Here is a 16,552-nt window from a genome sequence, read left to right as displayed (position 1 = left end):
GCGAGTAGGCCCACACCTGCTGGAAGTAGAGGCTGAAGACGAAGATGAGGCCGTAGAAGGAGAAGTTGAGCAGGACGCCGATGAGGGAGGTGGAGCTGAACGCCCTCCGGCGGAAGAGGTGCAGCGGCAGCATCGGGTCGGCGCTGCGGCGCTCCACGGCGAGGAAGGCGGCCAGGGAGAGGAGGAAGACGGCGGCGCAGCTCAGGACCAGCGGGGAGGTCCAGCCCTGGGAGTTGGCCTCGACGATCGCTCCGGTGAGCGCGCCGAGGGCGAGGACGGCGAGGATCTGGCCGGGCAGGTCGAGGGAGCGGCGAGCCGGCGCGCCGGCGGCGGGGGTGCGGGTGGCGGGCAGCGCGTAGGCCCGGACGAGGAGGATGCCGACGGCGGCGATGGGGACGTTGACGTAGAAGATGGACCGCCAGCCGAGCGAGTCGACCAGGACGCCGCCGACGACGGGGCCGAGCGCGAGGGCGAGTCCGCCGGCCGCCGCCCAGAGGCTGACGGCGCGGGTGCGTCCGGCCGCGTCGGGGAAGTTGGTGTTCACGAGGGAGAGGGACGAGGGCACGATCATCGCCGCGCCGACGCCCTGCGCGATCCGGGCGACGATGAGGGTGACGAGTGAGGGGGCGGCGCCGCAGGCCAGGGAGGTGAGGGCGAAGAGGCCGAAGCCCCACATGAAGATCCGCTTGGGGTCGAAGCGGTCGCCGAGGGAGCCGGCGGTGAGGAGGAAGGCGGCGAAGGTGAGGGTGTAGCCGTTGATCACCCATTCCAGGCCGGACAGGCTGTCCCCGAAGTCCTCGGCGAGGGCCTTGGTGGCGACGTTGACGACGCTGACGTCCAGGATGACGACCACGAAGCCGAGGCAGGCCGCGAACAGCGTGAGGCCCGGCCGGGCGTGGGGTGTCGGGGTGGGGGTCACGGGTCTTCCTTCCTTGCGCGCCGGGTGCGGCGGCCGGTGAGGACGGGTGGAGGGGCGGGGGGGAGGCGGTCGGTCCGGGCAGGACGTCACCGGCTCCGCTAGAGTGTTCGTTCATAGACGAACATAGTTGAGTGTACGCAGATCATCGAACACTCTGCAATCCGTGACGGCCGTGTCACGGATTGCCGGAGCGGGACGGAGCGGCCGGTATGACGGCATCGGAAGAGCGGACGGAGCGGACGGCACGTGGGGAGCGGAAGGAGGTCCGGCGGGCGGCGGAGCCCGCGGGGCACCGCCCGCCCCCGGTCCACGCGGACCCCGCCGACGTCCCCCTGGAGACGGCCCTCACGGCACTCGCCGACCCCGTACGGCGGACCCTCGTACGGGAGTTGGCGGGCGCCGCGGACTGGGAGCGGGCCTGCGGCAGCTTCGACGTGCCCGTCACCAAGGCGACCCTGAGCCGGCACTTCGCCGTCCTGCGCGAGGCGGGCCTCCTGGAGCAGCGGGACGCCGGCCCCAAGCGGCTCAACCGGCTGCGGCGCGCCGAGTTCGACGCCCGCTTCCCCGGCCTGCTGGACCTGGTGCTGCGGTCCGGCGACGAGGAGATCGTCTCCTAGGAGACCGACTCCTAGGGGGCCGCGCGCCCAGGGTGACGCACGCGGTCGCGCAGAGCCTTCGCCACGCCCCGTACCGTCTCCGGGTCCGTGCTCGGGGTGCCGAAGGCGAGGGTGGCGGTGAACGCCCCGTGGAGGGTGCCGAGATGGAGCACCGTGCCGTAGTTGGCGCCCGTGCGGTTGACGACCGTCCGGAATCCGGTGACCCGGCCGGCGTGCGGGCCGAGCGCCGGATCGACCACGCCCACGTTGGTGAGGCAGATCCCCGGGGAGGACCGGGCGGCGGCCAGGCTCCCGACCGCGCGGCGGATCTCCGCGTGGTCCCGCCGGGGCGGGCGCCAGGCGGCGTCCGCCCGCGCCAGGGCGGTGGCGTAGGCGCGCGCCTGCCGGACCGGGTCGTCGCCGTCGAGCCTGAGGGGGACGGCGAGGACACTGATGAAGCAGCCCACGTCGGGCAGCGGGGTGGGGGGCGCGTACCGCCGCCGCAGCGACACGGCCGTGTACAAGGAGACCTCCGTACGGCCGGTCACCTGGGCGAACGAGGCGGCGAGTGCCACCGCGAAGAACTGGTTGACGGTGGTGCCGTGCTCCTTGCACCAGGCCCGTGCGGCGAGGCTCTCCTCCGCCGTGAAGGCCAGCGGGACCATGTCGGTGCCCCGCTCGCCCCACGGCCGGTGGTCGGCGAACGGCAGCGGTGCGGGGCCGACGGTGGCCGGCGCCTCCGGACCGTCCGGCCGGGTGCCGGTCCCGGCCGCCGGGGACGGACAGGGCAGTTCGTCCGCGTTGGGCGCCGGGCGGCCCACGTCGTACGGACTGCCCGGCCCCTCGCCCCGGCCGTACAGCAGGTCGAGGAGGGACCGGAGGACGGCGCCGGTCGAATGACCGTCGGAGATGGCGTGGTTGCGGGTGAAGTAGAGGTGCGCGGACCCGGCGCGCGGGTCGCGGACCAGGCGCAGCCGCCACAGCGGACCACCGGTGTCCAGGACGTCGTTGAGTTCCTCGCGCAGTACGTCGTCGGGGCTGGTGCCCAAGTCCAGCACGCCGGTGCGGACGGGCGGGGGCGGGGCACCGGGCTCCGGGCGGAACCACAGGCCGTCGGGCCGTTCGTCGATGCGGAGCGACAGGATCGGCAGCGCGGCGGCCCACTGCCGGACGGCCTCCCCCAGACGGGCGGGGTCGAGGTCGCCCCGGACGGTGACATGGGTGGTGACCTGGGTCGTTCCGCGCATGAGGGCGTGCGTCCAGGCGAACGAGGCCTCGATGTCGCTGAGCCGGCGGGCGGCCGGGGCGACCACGCCGCTCCCCGCGCCTCCGGGGGCCGTGCCCGTCACGGCGCTCACTCCCGCCCCGGGCCGGCCTGCGGCCGGCCGGTCCACGAGAGGGTGTGGGAGAGCCGTACGCCGTGGCTCGCGACGTCGATCGTGACCCGGTCGCCGTCGGCCGTGCGGAAGCCGGCGTGGAAGCTGCCCCGGTCCGCCCCGATGTACACGTAGTGCGTCCGGCCGGGGCGGTGCAGCGCCTCGTGCGCGAAGAGGCGGGACATCATCGTGGGCAGGTCGTAGTGGAGGGCGTCGGTGCCGGTCGTGAAGGGGCCCTTCCACACCGGGGCGCCGTCCCGCTCGACGGTGACCTCGCCGGTCACCGAACGGGGCGGCGGGCCGAGGTGCAGCCAGGGCGCCACGCCCGCGTCGCAGAGCTTCGCGTACGACAGGTGTCCCGGGTGCCGCTTGAACCGGCCGATGTCGGTGACGTCGTTGCCGAAGGTGTAGCCGGTGTAGCGCGGGACGCCGTGCTCGTCGCCCGTGTAGACGAGGACGACCTCGGCCTCCTCGCACACCGCCACGGCGTCACCGGGCACGCGCAGCGGCTCGCCGGAAACCTTCAGGACGTCCCCGAGTCCCTTGACGAACCAGTTCGGCTGGTCCGGGACCTCGGCGTCGACCTTCACGTTGTGCGTCATCATGAAGCCGCTGACCAGGGCGTCGCCCGGGTGGTCGGGCAGCAGCGGCGGCAGCATGCGTACCCGGTGGCGCTCGGCGGCCGGCACCTCCACCGGCGCGCCGCGCTCCGCGAGGACGGCGGACACGGCCTCCGGGGAGCCGTCCGTGCCGCGCAGCAGGCCGGCCAGGGTGTCGTCGCCGAGGGGGTGGAGGAGCAGCGGGGCTCCGTCGTCGGGCACACCGGTTCCGAGGTGCCGCCGGTTGTCGTGGACGCATTCGAAGACCACCGTCATGGTGGGTGCCTCCTGGAGGACGTACGTGAGGGGAGCGGGGGCGCGGCGCGCGGGGTCCTGCGCGCGGGGGCGCTCACTCCATGAGGATCTCGACGAGGGCCGGCTTGCCGTGCTCCTTGATGTGGGCGACGGCCTCGCGCACGGCGGGCGCGACCGCGTCGATGCGCTCCACGCGCGGCAGGGCGTGGATGCCGTACGAGCGGGCCATGGTCACGAAGTCGACGGGGTGGTCGTAGAAGCTGGTGGCGATGTGGGCCCGGTCGATGTCGCGGTCGCGTTGGCCGGCGATGCGCGCGGCGTGCTGGGTGGAGTTGAGGTAGAGGCGGTTGTTCATGACGACGACCAGGAGCGGGACGTCGTAGGCGGCGAGGGTCCACAGCGCGCTCGGTGTGTAGAGGAGGTCGCCGTCGGCCTGGAGGTCGACGCAGAGCGCCGGGTCGTCCCTGTGGGCGAGGGCGGCGCCGATGGAGGCACCGAGACCGTAGCCGAGGCCGCCGCCGCCGTTGAGGCCCAGGTAACTGCCGGGCCGCTCCAGCGGCCAGAGCTTCTTCACCCAGCCGTCGATGGTGAGGCTGCCGGTGTTGGTGAGGATCCACTCCTCGTCCCGTACGGCCCGGTGGATCTCGTCCACGGCGCCGGCCACGTGGATCCGGGGCCGGTCCTTCGTCTCCTCGGCCTGCCGGGCCCAGTCGGCGCGGGCCTCGGCGTGCCGGGCGGCGAACACCTTGGCGCGTTCCTCGCGGCGCTCCACGAACGCGGGGGCCGTGAAGGGACCGTCCGGGTCCTCGGCGGCGGCGCGCAGGGCGGCGACGGTGCCCGCCGTGTCCGCGGCGACGGCCCGGGTGACGGGCACGAACTGCTGGTAGTCGGCGGCCCACTTGCTGGTGAGGAGCTCGTTGAAGCCGATGGTGACGAGGGCGGCGCCGTTGGCGGGCGTGCCCTGATCGGTGAGCGGGAGGATGGCGCCGAGGGCGCCCACGAGGTCCTGGACCTCCAGGGCGACGACCAGATCGGCCTCGGCGAGCAGGTCGGTGCCGGTGTGGCTGACGTTGAGGGGATGGGTGGTGGGGAAGTTCATGCGGTTGCCGCGGTCGACGACGGCCAGGCCGAGGGCCTCGGCGAGCGCGACGAGCGGCGCCACGGTGCCCGGGTCGCGGCCGGAGAAGTCGACCACCAGGACGGGCAGCCGGGCGTCGAGCAGCCGGCGGGTCAGGTCGTCCAGGTCCTCGTCGCTCAGGGCGGGCAGCCGCGCCGGCTCGGTGGCGCTCGCCGGGAGGAGCCGTACACCGTCCTCCAGGGGCTGTTCCTGCACGTCGAAGTCGAGCGCCACGAACACGGGGGCGTGCATGGGGGTGTTCATGAGCTTGAAGGCGCGGTAGAGGGATTCGACGGTGGCGCGCTGGCCGACGGGCTGGTCGCACCACTTCACGTAGTCCTTGACGACCGACTCGATGTTCTGCGAGGTGTGGATCCAGTCGATCCACGGGCGGCGCTTGCCGGCGTCGACGGGTCCGTTCCCGCCGAGGACGAACAGCGGGACCCGGTCGCACCAGGCGTTGAAGACGGCCATGGAGGCGTGCAGGAGACCGACGTTGGCGTGCACGAGGACGCCCATGTGGCGGCCGCTGGCCTTGTGGTAGCCGTGGGCGACGGCCACGGCGATCTCCTCGTGGCAGGTCATCACGATGCCGGGCGCGATGCCGGCGTTGTCGGCGTGGACCAGGGAGTCGTGGACGCCGCGGAAGGAGGCGCCGGGGTTGAAGGCGACCTTGTCGATGCCCTGCTGGTGCAGGAACTCGACCACGAGGTCGGAGAAGTAGGTGGTCGTCATGCGTGTTCCTTCGTACGGGACGCGGGGCGGCGGTCCTGGGGCTCCGCGCCGTGGTGGCCGTCCGGCCCCCCGGGCGCGGCGACCCGCCACCCGGCCGGGTCGCCGGCACGGCGGCGCAGGACGGCCCAGGGCGCGGCGTGGGCGTTGGGTACGAGCCCGAATCCGGGGCCGGGCGGGGGGCTCACGGTGTTGGCGGCGCGGTCCACGGCGGGGCGCGGGGAGACGACCATCTCGGGGAAGAAGCGGTCGGACTGGCCGGCTTCGACGGTGACCGCGTCGGCGTGGGCGAAGGCGAGGGCGCGGCCGGCGGTGATCAGCGGTCCGACCTCCGCGACCTGGACGCCGATCTGGAAGGCGAGGCCGCCGCGCCGGGCGAGGTCGATCATCTTCCCGGCGGTGACCGGCCCGCCGTTCTTGGCGACGCGGATGTTGACGAGGTCGCAGGCTCCGCTCGCGACCGCCGTCATGAGGTCCTCCGGGGTGCAGACGGACTCGTCCAGCATGAGGCGGGGACCGCCGTGGGCGCGGAGCCGGGCGAGGTCCGCCCAGGAGCCCTTGGCGAGGGGCTCCTCCACGTAGTCGGTGCCGTGGTCGCGCAGGGCGGTGAGGTGACCGGGGGCCTCCTCGGGCGTCCAGCTCATGTTGGCGTCGACCAGGACGGGAACCCGGTCGCCGAGCCGGGTGCGGATCGCGGTGACGGTGCGGACGTCGCGGCGGATGTCCCGCGAGGCCTTGACCTTGACGAAGTGGAAGGGCCCTCGGGTGTCGAGGAATTCCTCGACGTCCAGACCGAGGTCGAGCACCTGGGAGACGGGCAGCGCCGTCTGGCGGGCGGCGGGGGCGCCGTCCCGGGGCACGAGCCCTTCCCCGCCGAGGCCGAGCCGGCGGCCGAGCAGGTCGAGGACGGCGGTCTCCAGGAGGCACACGAGGTTGTTGCCGCCCCGGACGCCGAAGGTCTCGGCGAAGCCCCGGTCCAGGAGCGCGGCGAGGAGCGCGGCGGGGTCGTCGGTCCGCAGCCGGTGGAGGACGGCGTCCATCGGCACGTCCTGGAGGGCTTCGGTGACGGAGGCGGTGGTCTCCCCGGTGACGTACGCGCGGGGAGCGCACTCCCCGAGGCCGGTCGTCCCGCCGGCGTCGAGCCGCAGCAGCAGGCTGTCGGCGCGGGTGCGGCGCTGGGCGGGGTGGTCGAAGCCGACCGCCATCGGCGTCCGCACCCGGTACAGGGTGGCCCCGGCGTCCTCAGGCATCGCGGTCCAGCCCCTGGAGGAGGGTGAAGGTGGACGCCCAGTCGACCAGCCGCTCCCGTACGCCGGTGTAGAAGAGGTAGTGCTTGTCGGTGGCGAACTGGAGCAGGGCGCCGTGGCTGCCGGTCATCCGCAGGAAGGTGCGGCGGGCGTCGTCGAGGTCGCAGAGGGGGTCGGTGATGCCGGAGACGAAGGCGGCCGGCACCGGCGGCAGGGTGCGGCTCGGCCGCATGTACCGCTCCTCCAGGGCGAGGAGGGTGGCACGGGAGCGCCGGGTGAGGGCGCGGACGGCCAGGTCGTCGTGGTCGATGAAGTGGCGGTGGCGCGGCTCGTCGGTGAAGTCCTCGGACCGCAGTCCGGCGTCCCACAGGTCCGTGGCGGTCTCGGCCGCCAGTCGTCGCCGCTGCTCGTCGTCCAGGGTGGCGTGCAGTTTGCCCAGCCAGGCGGAGCAGAAGACGGCGGCGTCGTAGCGGGTGGTGAAGTCGGGGTGGTGCATCAGGGCCGCCATGAAGGAGCCGCCGAGGCAGTGGCCGAAGAGGGAGAGCGGGACGTCGTCGCCGATGGTGTCGCGTACGTGTGCGACGGCGGTGGCGTAGTCGGCGAGGACGGTGTCGGCGTCGGGCAGTTCGTGCCGGGGGCCGCCGCTGATACCGCTGCCGCGCCGGTCCAGGACGAAGAAGGCGATGTCGTTGTCGGCGAACTGGGGGCCGACCTCCCACAGCCAGCCGGCGTGCGACTGGAGGCCGTGGAAGTAGAAGACGGCGCCCTTCACCGGTCCGCGCGGCCGCCACAGGTGGAGGGCCAGTTCGGCGCCGTCGACGGGCAGTCCGATGATCTCGCGGCGGATGTTCTGCGGTGGCCTCTTGGTCTCGATCATGTTCCGCGTTCCCCCCTTCAGCGGCCGGTGACGGCCGCGACGAACTCGATGTCCTGCTGGAACGGCTTGTACTTGTACTGGGTGGCGTTGCCGGCCTGGCGGCGGCTCTCGATGTAGGCGGTGATGGCGTCGTGCGGCACGGTGACGACCTCCAGGGCGCCGAGCCGGCCGCTGTCCCGCTTGGAGGCGTACTCGATGTTGATGTCGTGCAGGGCGGTGTCGACGGCGGCCGAGAGGGAGCGGTCCAGTGCGGGGGACGGCTCGGGGGCCTCGGTGACGACGATGTAGTGGGGCGGTTCGCCCCAGTGCGGTCCGCACATGTAGAGGCCGGTGCCGAGCCCCTGGGCGGCGAGGCCCCGCTCGATGGCCTGGGTGACCTGCGATTCGGTGATCTTCTCGCCGGTGAAGGAGTGGAAGATGCCGGCACGGTGCACGAAGTGGACCCAGGGGGTACCGTCCACGATCCGGTCGACGTGGTAGATGTCGCCCGTCCACAGGCGGTAGAGCCCGTTGCCCTGCGTCATGATCAGGTGGTAGTCGCGGTCCGGCTCCACCTGGTCGAACAGCAGCGTCTCCACCGGCTCGCCGCGCTCGACCAGCTCGCCGAGGGGGACGTCGGCGGGGACGAACTCGAAGAACGCCTGGCCGACGGCGAGCGGCTGGCTGTGCAGGGAGTCGTCCACCGGGATGGTGGTGACGCCCTCGGTGCCGCAGCTCATGAACGGGAGCTTGGCCACGCCGGGGAAGACGGCGTCGAGTTTGGCGGCGTACAGCCCGGCGGAGGCGGAGAGCCAGCAGGTGTAGAGCGAGAGGGAGGGCCACACGTCGGTGAGGCGGAAGTCCGGGTCGCGCAGCACCGCTTCCAGGTGGCGGGCGGCCTCCTCGTCCGGTGCGCCGTACGGCCGGCCTTCGAGGGTCCCGGCGCGCAGGTCGCGCACCAGCTCGGCACCGTGCTCGGCGAGCAGGTCCCGCAGGGAGATCAGCGTGCTGGGATTGATGGCCGAGATGGTATGGAGGTCCTTGCCGACGAGGTGGCGCAGCCGGTGGTACATGCGGCCCTCGTGGGTGTTCGGCACGTCGGGCCCGAACCACGGTGACTCGTACCACGGCGGGTTCCAGTCGTGGCTGTTGATCCGGGGGTGCCGGTTGCTGACGGCCTGGTGGCCGATGCCGTGCACGAAGTCGAAGACGTCCTCGCGGACGGTCTGGGTGTCGAGGGTGGCGTACGGGTGAGCCAGCAGTTCCGGGTGGTGCTCCAGGTAGGTGCCCCACATCGCCTTCATGGCGGGAATGCGGTAGGTGAGCAGCCAGTGGAGGGTGTAGGGGACGCGCTTGGGCACGCCGGTGGTTCCGCTGGTCTTCAACCAGCGCAGCACGGGGCTGCACGTCAGCACGCCGCCCTTGGTGCGGGTCTCGCGTTCGATCTCGGGGACGAAGTCCTCGTACCGCATGACGGGAAGGACCGTGCGGAACAGGTCGTGGTTCTCGGCCACGGCGCTGTAGCCGCGTTCCTTCCAGTGGACCGAGCCGGCGCTCACGTCGATGACGTCGGCGAGCACGCGCCGCTGTGCCGCCTCCGGTTGCTTGAGGTCGGCCAGGAGGGCGTCCCGGGCCTGTCGGCACTCCTCCGCGAAGGGCGAGCGGCGCTCCTGCCAGCGCTGTTGCCAGAACGGTATGGGGGATGTCTCCACTGCTGCTCCTGAGAGGTCGGGGTCCGGCCGTGCCGGATTGCTGCTGCGGGAGGCGGAGGCTCAGCGGTCGATGTACGCCATCATTCGCTCGTTGTAGCGGGGGCCCGCGACCGTGCCGGCGCGGACGGCGCCGTCGAGTTCGGCGAGGGTGGCGGCGTCGAGGGTGACCGTGGCGGCGCGCGTGTTCTCCTCCAGGTAGGTGCGCCGCTTGGTGCCGGGGATCGGCACGATGTCGTCGCCCTGGTGGAGCGCCCAGGCGATGGCCAGCTGCGCGGGGGTCAGTCCGTGGCGCTCCGCGACCTCCCTGACCCGGGCGGCGATCACCATGTTCTGGTCGTAGTTGGCGCCCTGCAGGCGGGGGTCGTGGTGGCGGAAGTCGTCCTCGGGGTACTCCTCGGCGCGGCGCACCCCGCCGGTGAGGAAGCCGCGGCCGAGCGGGCAGAAACCGACGAGGCCGATGCCGAGTTCGCGCAGCAGGGGCAAAATGCCGTCCTCGAGGTTCCGCTCCCAGACGGAGAACTCGCTCTGGACGACGGAGAGCGGGTGGACGGCGTGGGCGCGCCGGATGGTGCTCTCGCCCGCCTCGCAGAGCCCGATGTGGCGGACCTTGCCCTGCCGGACGAGGTCCGCCATGGTGCCGACGACGTCCTCGATCGGCACCTTGGGGTCGACACGGTGCTGATAGAGCACGTCGATGTAGTCGGTTCCGAGGCGCCGGAGGGAGGCCTCGACGACCTCCACGATGTGCGCGGGCCGACTGTCGGCCTCGGCCGTGGTGCCGTCCTTGAGCTTCATGGGGAAGCCGAACTTGGTGGCGATGACGGCCCGTTCGCGGCGGCCGGCGAGGGCGCGGCCGAGAAGGACCTCGTTGTCGTAGGGGCCGTAGGCCTCGGCCGTGTCGAAGAGGGTGTAGCCGAGGTCGAGGGCCCGGTGGACGGTGGCGATCGACTCGCGGTCGTCGGTGGCGCCGTACCACTGGCTCATGCCCATGCAGCCGAGGCCGAGTTCGGAGACCTCCAGGCCCTGTCGGCCGAGCTTCCTGGTGTTCAGCATGCCTGCTCCTCGTGGTGGGGGTGAGTGATGGAGGGGGGTGGAGGGGGGTGGAGGGCGCGGGGCAGGGCCGCGCGCCGGGCGTACGAGGGCGGCGGACCGGCGCGGGATCCGCGGGGCCGCCTCTCGGCCCGCTCACTGAAGCACAAACATGGACTTGAGTTCAACAGTTGACTGGAGCCCATGCAGGATGCCTTTCACGCCCTCGCCGCCGAGGGGACAGGGCAGGTCAAGGACGTCCCAAAAGCCGGTCAAGTGGCCTGCCTTCGCCGCTCACTCCGGCGTAACACTCCGCTCATCAGGTCGTCACATGAAAGACTCCAGAACAAATTTGCCCTTGGGTATAGCTTTGGACCGCTGGACCGTCAGGAAGGCCTTCGAGTGAACACGGTTGACCCGATCGCGATCATCGGCATGGGGTGCAGGTTCCCCTCGGCAGCTGGGGTGGAGGACTACTGGAGACTGCTGGTGGACAACACCGACGCCGTCACGGAGGTCCCACGGGACAGATTCGACGTCTCCGCCTGGTACGACGCCGAGCCCGCGACCCCGGGCAAGCTGATATCCCGTCACGGCGGTTTTCTGGAGGACCTGTTCGGCTTCGACGCCGCCTTCTTCGGCATCTCGCCGCGCGAGGCCCGGGCCATGGACCCCCAGCAGCGCCTCCTCCTCCAGGTCGTGTGGGAGGCCCTGGAGGACGCCGGCATCCCCCCGTCCTCACTGCGCGGCAGCGCCACCGGCGTCTTCGTCGGCCAGGCGACCGCCGACTACGGCGACACGACCGGCGCGTCGGCCTCCGCGGACGTCCGCGCGATGGCGGGCAGCCGGCTCCGCGCCGTCACCGCGGGGCGCGTCTCGCACGCCTTCGACCTGCGCGGCCCCAGCCTCGTCCTCGACACCGCCTGCTCCTCCTCGCTGGTCGCCGTGCACACCGCGCGCCAGAGCCTGCTGACCGGGGAGTGCGACCTCGCCGTCGCCGCCGGCGTCAACGCGATCCTGGCCCCCACGGACGCCATCGCCTACTCCCAGGGCCGGATGCTCGCGCCGGACGGCCGCTGCAAGTTCGGCGACGACGCCGCGGACGGCTTCGTCCGCAGCGAGGGCGTGGGCGCGGTCCTCCTCAAGCGGCTCCCCGACGCCCTCGCCGACGGCGACCCGGTGCACGCGCTGCTGCTCGGGAGCGCGGTCACCAACGACGGCGACGGCAGCGGACTGCTGCTCCAGCCCGCGGTGCCGGGGCAGGCGGCCATGCTGCGCGCGGCCTGGCGCAGCGCGGGCGTGACACCGGCGCAGGTGGACTACGTGGAGGCGCACGGCACCGGCACCACCGTCGGCGACGGCGTGGAGCTGCGGGCGCTGGCCGAGGCGCTGGGCGACGACGGGGAGGACGTACGGGAGCCGGTCCTGGTCGGTTCCGTGAAGACCAACATCGGCCACGCGGAGGCCGCGGCGGGCATCGCCGGTCTCATCAAGGCGGTCCTGGTGGCCCGGCACGGCCTCGTCCCGGCCTCGCTGCACCTGACGTCCCCCCAAAGCGCGCTCACGGCGCCCGACAGCCCGGTCCGGGTGGTGGACCGCAACACCCCGCTGCCCCGCCGGAGCGGGCGCGCGGTGCTCGGAGTGAGCTCCTTCGGCCTGTCGGGCACCAACGCCCACGCGGTGATCGGTACGTACGTCCCGGCCCCGCACCCGCCCGGGGCTCGGGCCGCGACCACGGCGTCCGGTACCTCCGCGCCCGCGCCGGCCCAGGCGGCCCGCCCGCACCTGCTGGTGCTGAGCGCCCGCTCCCCCCGGGCCCTGCACCGTCTGGCCGCCCGGTACGCCGCCCACCTGGAGCCGGGCGGCGCGGGCCGCGGCCACGACCTGCGGGAGCTGTGCCGCTCGGCGGCGACCGGCCGGGACGCGCTCCCCTTCCGTCTCTGGGCCGTCGGCGACTCCCACGACGAACTGGCGGGCGTGCTGCGGGTCCTGGCGGCGGACGGAGCGACCCCCGACGGCGGAACCGAGGAGGCGGGCTTCGCCGGCCCCCGCCCCGCGGCGTTCGTCTTCCCCGGTCAGGGCTCGCAGTGGCACGGCATGGGCCGGGAGCTGCTGGCGACCTCCGAGGCGTTCCGCGCGGCCCTGCTGGAGTGCGACGCCGCGGTGCGCGAGGAGCTCGGCTGGTCGGTCGTGGACCGTCTCCTGGACGAGGAGGCGGAGCTGCCCGACGCCGTCGACGTCGTGCAGCCGGTCCTGTGGGCCGTGGAGGTCGCGCTGGCCGCCCACTGGCGGGCCCTGGGCGTGGAGCCGGATCTGTGCGTCGGCCACAGCATGGGCGAGACGGCCGCGGCGTGCGTGGCCGGTGCCCTGTCCGTACGGGACGCGGCCCGGGTGATCTGCCGGCGCAGCACCCTGATGCAGCGGCTTGCCGGGCGGGGCGCGATGCTCGCGACGGAGCTCTCGCCCGCCGAGGCGCACGACCTCCTCGCCGGGTACGGCGAAGAGGTCTGCGTGGCGGTGGAGAACTCGCCGTGCGCCACGGTGCTGGCGGGGGACGTGACGGTGCTCGACGGGATCGCCCGCGAGCTGGAAGCGCGCGGCGTCCTCTGCCGGCCGGTCAAGGTCAACGTCGCCTCGCACTCCCCCGTCATGGACGAGATCCGCGACGACCTCCTCGACCGGCTCGCCGGGGTGCGGCCGGCCGCGCCGCGCACCGCGATGTTCTCCACCGTCCGGTGCGCGCCGGTGCGGGACGCGGAACTCGACGCCCGGTACTGGGTGGACAACCTGCGCCGGCCGGTGCGTTTCGCCGACACCGTGCGCCGGATCGCGGAGGAGCACGACGCGGTGTTCGTGGAGGTCAGCCCGCATCCGCTGCTGTCCCAGGCGGTCACGGAGACGCAGCGGGCGCTCGGCTCTCCGCCGAAGGCCGTGTCCACGCTGACCCGGGGGCACGCGGAGGGGCGGGCGTCCGTCCGGGCCGTGGGCCGGGCGTACTGCCTGGGGGTACGGGTCGACTGGGCGCGCTGGTACGGCGCGGGCGGCGGCGCCCGGGTGCCGCTGCCGCGATACCCGTGGGACACCGAGGAGTTCCGCGCGGAACTCGACCACGGGCACGGCGCCGGCCGGGGGCCCTCCCCCGTACCGGCGGCGCCCGGGGCGACCGGGGCGGTCCTCTCCGAACGCCGGGTCCGCCTCTCCCGCCTGGGCGTCGACCGGCTGGGCAGGGGCGTGTCGGTCCGAGGGCTCTCCCCGGTCCCGCCCGCCGTGCACCTCCACGCGGTGGCCGAGGCGGTACGGGACCTCACGGGCGAGGCGGCGGTACTGCTGCGGGACGTCCGGCTCGGGGAGGCGCTCCCGGACCTGGCCGACGCCGGGGACACCAGTCTGCGGATCCGTCTCGAACAGGCCGCCGAGTGGGGGGAGGTGCGCTTCACGGTCGAGGCGCTCTCCGGCCGGACCGGTGGAGCGGTGCCGTGCGTCACGGGAACGGCGCGGGCCGGGGCCGTACCGTCGTACGAGCCCGGGTCGGGGCAGCGGGACGGTGCACTGGCCCGCTGCGGCACGTACGTACCGGGTGGGGACTTCTACCGTGAGGTCGGGACCCGTGGCTACACGGTGGCGCCCGAGCTGCGCGCGGTGGAGCAGCTGTGGCGCGGCGAGAACGAGGCGGTGGCCCGTCTGCGGACACCGGCGTCCTGCCCGGGCGGGGCCCTGGAGGCCGGGCTGCTGGTGATGGCCGGCGCCTGGCCGGGCGCCGAGGGGGCGGGGGACGCGTACCTGCCTCTCTCCTTCGAGAGCGTCCTGCTGGCCGGGGAGCCGGGCGGGGAGGTCTGGAGCACGGCGCGCTGCACCGGCGGCGCCGGCGCGGACCGGGTCCGCTGCGACCTTCTGCTCACCTCGCCGGAGGGACGCGTGCTGGCCGACTTCCGGGGCGTGCGCCTGCTGCGCGCGCCGGCCCCGCACGAGCAGGTGGCACCGAGCGAGCCGGTTTCACCGCACGAACCGGTCACGGCGGTGGAACCGGCCGGCCGGCCGCAGGAGCCGGGAGCGGGTGGGACTCAGGCCGGCACGCCGTCGGTGAGCCGTCTCTTCATCCACACGGCGCGGGTGCTCGGCACGACCGTGGACCGGGTGGACCCGCGGCGTCCGCTGCGCGACCTGGGCCTGGACTCCCTCATGGCCATTCAGTTGAAGAACACGCTGCGGCAGGATCTCGGGGTGGAGATCCCGGCCAGCCGCCTGCTCGGGGACGAGAGCGCGGCCAGCATCGCCGCCGACATCGGCTGATCTCAGGGCGGAGCGGCCGCGCCTTCTCCGCGGTGCGGCCACTCCCCCGCCCCCCTTCTAGCACCACAATCCATCGATGGACTATGGTACAAACACGGGGACCCGTGGAGGGCCCGTCCGGCGCGACGGCCGACGCGCGCCCGCCCGTACCGGAGAGTTCACGGGAGACGTCTCGACGGGGGCCGAGAGAAAGAGAGAGCCGATGACGGTTGAGGAATCCCAGCAGACGCGTCCGCCCGGCAGAAGAGAACGGAACAGGCAGCACGTGCACGACCGCCTGTACACCTCGGCGCTGGAGCTCTTCGCGGAGCAAGGATACGAACGCACCACGATCGACCAGATCACGGAACGGGCCGACGTCGCCCGCGGGACCTTCTTCAACCACTTCCAGCGCAAGGAAGACCTCGTCACCACGTGGGCCGAGCAGCGCCGGGACAAGCTGCGCGCCTTCATGGAGCACTCGCTCGCCCGGGAGGAGGACGACGTCACCGTCCAGCTGGAGCGCTGCATGGCGGCCCTCTCCGAGTTCAACGAGGCCGAGCACGACCTCACGCGCGTGATGCTGACCGCGTGGGTCAAGTCCGGCCAGCCGCTCCTGGAGGAGCCCGACTACGCCGGCCACGTCTTCACCAAGGTCATCTCTGCCGGACAGGCCCGTGGCGAGATCGCCCGCGACATCGACCCCGCCATGGCCGGCAACATGCTCCGGGACGCCTACCTGGGCCTTCTCTACCGCTGGACCCGGAGCACCGACGCGAAGGTGCCCCTGCACGTCGAACTGCGCGCCCTCCTGAGGATCGGCCTCACGGGCATCCTCACCTTCGACCGGCGCACCCGTGGCTCCGCGGGCGCGCCCGGCGGCCCGCGGGCCGCCGCCTGACGGCGCCGCCGTCACTCCGACGACACACGAAGCTCCCCTCGGTGAGGGGAGCGGCGGGGGTGTGTTACGGTTACCGCAGTTGCAGTTTTGGTACCCATGAACCTGTGTGCGCCTGACCGGAATGCAGTTCCGCAGGCGCATTCTTTGTTTCCGGCATCTCCGGATGGGGCCTCTGCCTACAGAAGGAGAATGTCATGGCACAGGGAACCGTGAAGTGGTTCAACTCGGAAAAGGGCTTCGGCTTCATCGAGCAGGACGGCGGCGGCCCGGACGTCTTCGCCCACTACTCGAACATCGCCACCCAGGGCTTCCGTGAGCTCCAGGAGGGCCAGCGGGTCTCGTTCGACGTCACGCAGGGCCAGAAGGGCCCGCAGGCGGAGAACATCGTTCCCGCCTGATCACCCAGGCACCCCGGCCGGGGCCCGCACCACACCGGTGCGGGCCCCGGTCCGCGTTTGCGGCCCGCCGAGGCGACCGGATTTCGTGGGACGGCGAAGATTTCCCCGGCCGGGGCGAGCCCGTCTTCCGCGACGACCCGCGCTTCGCCGAGCTCCTCGCGCATTTCCCGGACATCGACCCGGGCCCGCACGGACTGCGCGCGATCATCGTGGTGACGGCCGAACTCGTCCGCGACTCCTGCGGCTACGGCGTGCCGTTCATGACGTACGACGAGGACCGCGCGACCTGCACGGCCGGCGCTTCGCGCGCGAGGACGACGCCTCACTGAGCGCGTACTTCGCCAAGAAGGAACACATCGCCCCCAGCATCGACGGCCTGCCCGGTCCGCCCCTTCCGCTGCCTCCCAGCACCCTCTGACCGGGCCCCGGTCCCCCTCCCCCGCCCCGGCCGGCACCCGTCGCTTGACCTTGACACGGTGACAAGCCCTTCACTGCTGCCCAGGAGGTGGTCCCGATGACCATGACGAGCCAGGCCTCTCAGGGCGT

Annotated in this window: 12 protein-coding genes and 1 pseudogene; 5 read left to right on the top strand and 8 right to left on the bottom strand. The window is 73.0% G+C overall.

Annotation, left to right across the window (positions count from 1 at the left end):
* On the bottom strand, positions 1-919 hold a 919-nt coding region (locus tag RIF68_RS07905), incomplete at its 3' end, for an MFS transporter (protein ID WP_309050425.1).
* 209 nt (positions 920-1,128) lie between these two features.
* On the opposite strand from RIF68_RS07905, the gene RIF68_RS07900 reads away from it, so the two are divergent.
* On the top strand, positions 1,129-1,536 hold the full coding sequence (locus RIF68_RS07900) for a helix-turn-helix domain-containing protein (protein ID WP_309050424.1): 408 nt from the start codon (positions 1,129-1,131) through the stop codon (positions 1,534-1,536).
* A gap of 11 nt (positions 1,537-1,547) precedes the next feature.
* Here RIF68_RS07900 and RIF68_RS07895 read toward each other — a convergent pair whose 3' ends face one another.
* The 7 genes from RIF68_RS07895 to RIF68_RS07865 form a co-directional block, all read right to left on the bottom strand.
* Complete coding sequence (locus RIF68_RS07895; protein ID WP_309050423.1) at positions 1,548-2,864, bottom strand: hypothetical protein; 1,317 nt, start codon at positions 2,862-2,864, stop codon at positions 1,548-1,550.
* Positions 2,865-2,869: 5 nt separating this feature from the next.
* Entirely contained in the window at positions 2,870-3,766 is an 897-nt protein-coding gene (locus RIF68_RS07890) for an FAH family protein (protein WP_309050422.1), read from the bottom strand.
* Positions 3,767-3,839: 73 nt separating this feature from the next.
* Positions 3,840-5,597: a thiamine pyrophosphate-dependent enzyme gene (locus tag RIF68_RS07885; RefSeq protein ID WP_309050421.1), complete on the bottom strand. Its 1,758-nt coding sequence runs from the start codon at positions 5,595-5,597 to the stop codon at positions 3,840-3,842.
* Positions 5,594-6,844, bottom strand: a complete 1,251-nt coding sequence (locus RIF68_RS07880) for an enolase C-terminal domain-like protein (protein ID WP_309050420.1) — start codon at positions 6,842-6,844, stop codon at positions 5,594-5,596. The genes RIF68_RS07885 and RIF68_RS07880 overlap by 4 nt, the downstream gene beginning before the upstream one ends.
* Positions 6,837-7,718, bottom strand: a complete 882-nt coding sequence (locus tag RIF68_RS07875) for an alpha/beta fold hydrolase (protein WP_309050419.1) — start codon at positions 7,716-7,718, stop codon at positions 6,837-6,839. The genes RIF68_RS07880 and RIF68_RS07875 overlap by 8 nt, the downstream gene beginning before the upstream one ends.
* A gap of 17 nt (positions 7,719-7,735) precedes the next feature.
* Positions 7,736-9,409, bottom strand: a complete 1,674-nt coding sequence (locus RIF68_RS07870) for a GH3 auxin-responsive promoter family protein (RefSeq protein WP_309050418.1) — start codon at positions 9,407-9,409, stop codon at positions 7,736-7,738.
* 60 nt (positions 9,410-9,469) lie between these two features.
* Complete coding sequence (locus RIF68_RS07865; protein ID WP_309050417.1) at positions 9,470-10,462, bottom strand: aldo/keto reductase; 993 nt, start codon at positions 10,460-10,462, stop codon at positions 9,470-9,472.
* 378 nt (positions 10,463-10,840) lie between these two features.
* On the opposite strand from RIF68_RS07865, the gene RIF68_RS07860 reads away from it, so the two are divergent.
* The 4 genes and pseudogenes from RIF68_RS07860 to RIF68_RS07845 form a co-directional block, all read left to right on the top strand.
* Positions 10,841-14,728 (top strand): beta-ketoacyl synthase N-terminal-like domain-containing protein, encoded by a 3,888-nt coding sequence (locus RIF68_RS07860; RefSeq protein WP_309050416.1) that lies wholly within the window; start codon positions 10,841-10,843, stop codon positions 14,726-14,728.
* Between the two features lie 265 nt (positions 14,729-14,993).
* Positions 14,994-15,608, top strand: coding sequence for a TetR/AcrR family transcriptional regulator (locus RIF68_RS07855; protein ID WP_309050415.1), 615 nt, complete (start codon positions 14,994-14,996; stop codon positions 15,606-15,608).
* A gap of 194 nt (positions 15,609-15,802) precedes the next feature.
* A complete protein-coding gene (locus RIF68_RS07850; protein ID WP_007502648.1) occupies positions 15,803-16,006 on the top strand; it encodes a cold-shock protein in 204 nt (67 codons plus the stop codon).
* Between the two features lie 107 nt (positions 16,007-16,113).
* A pseudogene (locus tag RIF68_RS07845) lies at positions 16,114-16,424 on the top strand (pyridoxamine 5'-phosphate oxidase family protein); the annotation flags it as partial.
* Between the last annotated feature and the right edge of the window lie 128 nt (positions 16,425-16,552).

This window comes from Streptomyces sp. (assembly GCF_031178505.1).
Lineage (GTDB): Bacteria > Actinomycetota > Actinomycetes > Streptomycetales > Streptomycetaceae > Streptomyces > Streptomyces gulbargensis.
This window is presented reverse-complemented; position numbering and strand designations above follow the sequence as displayed.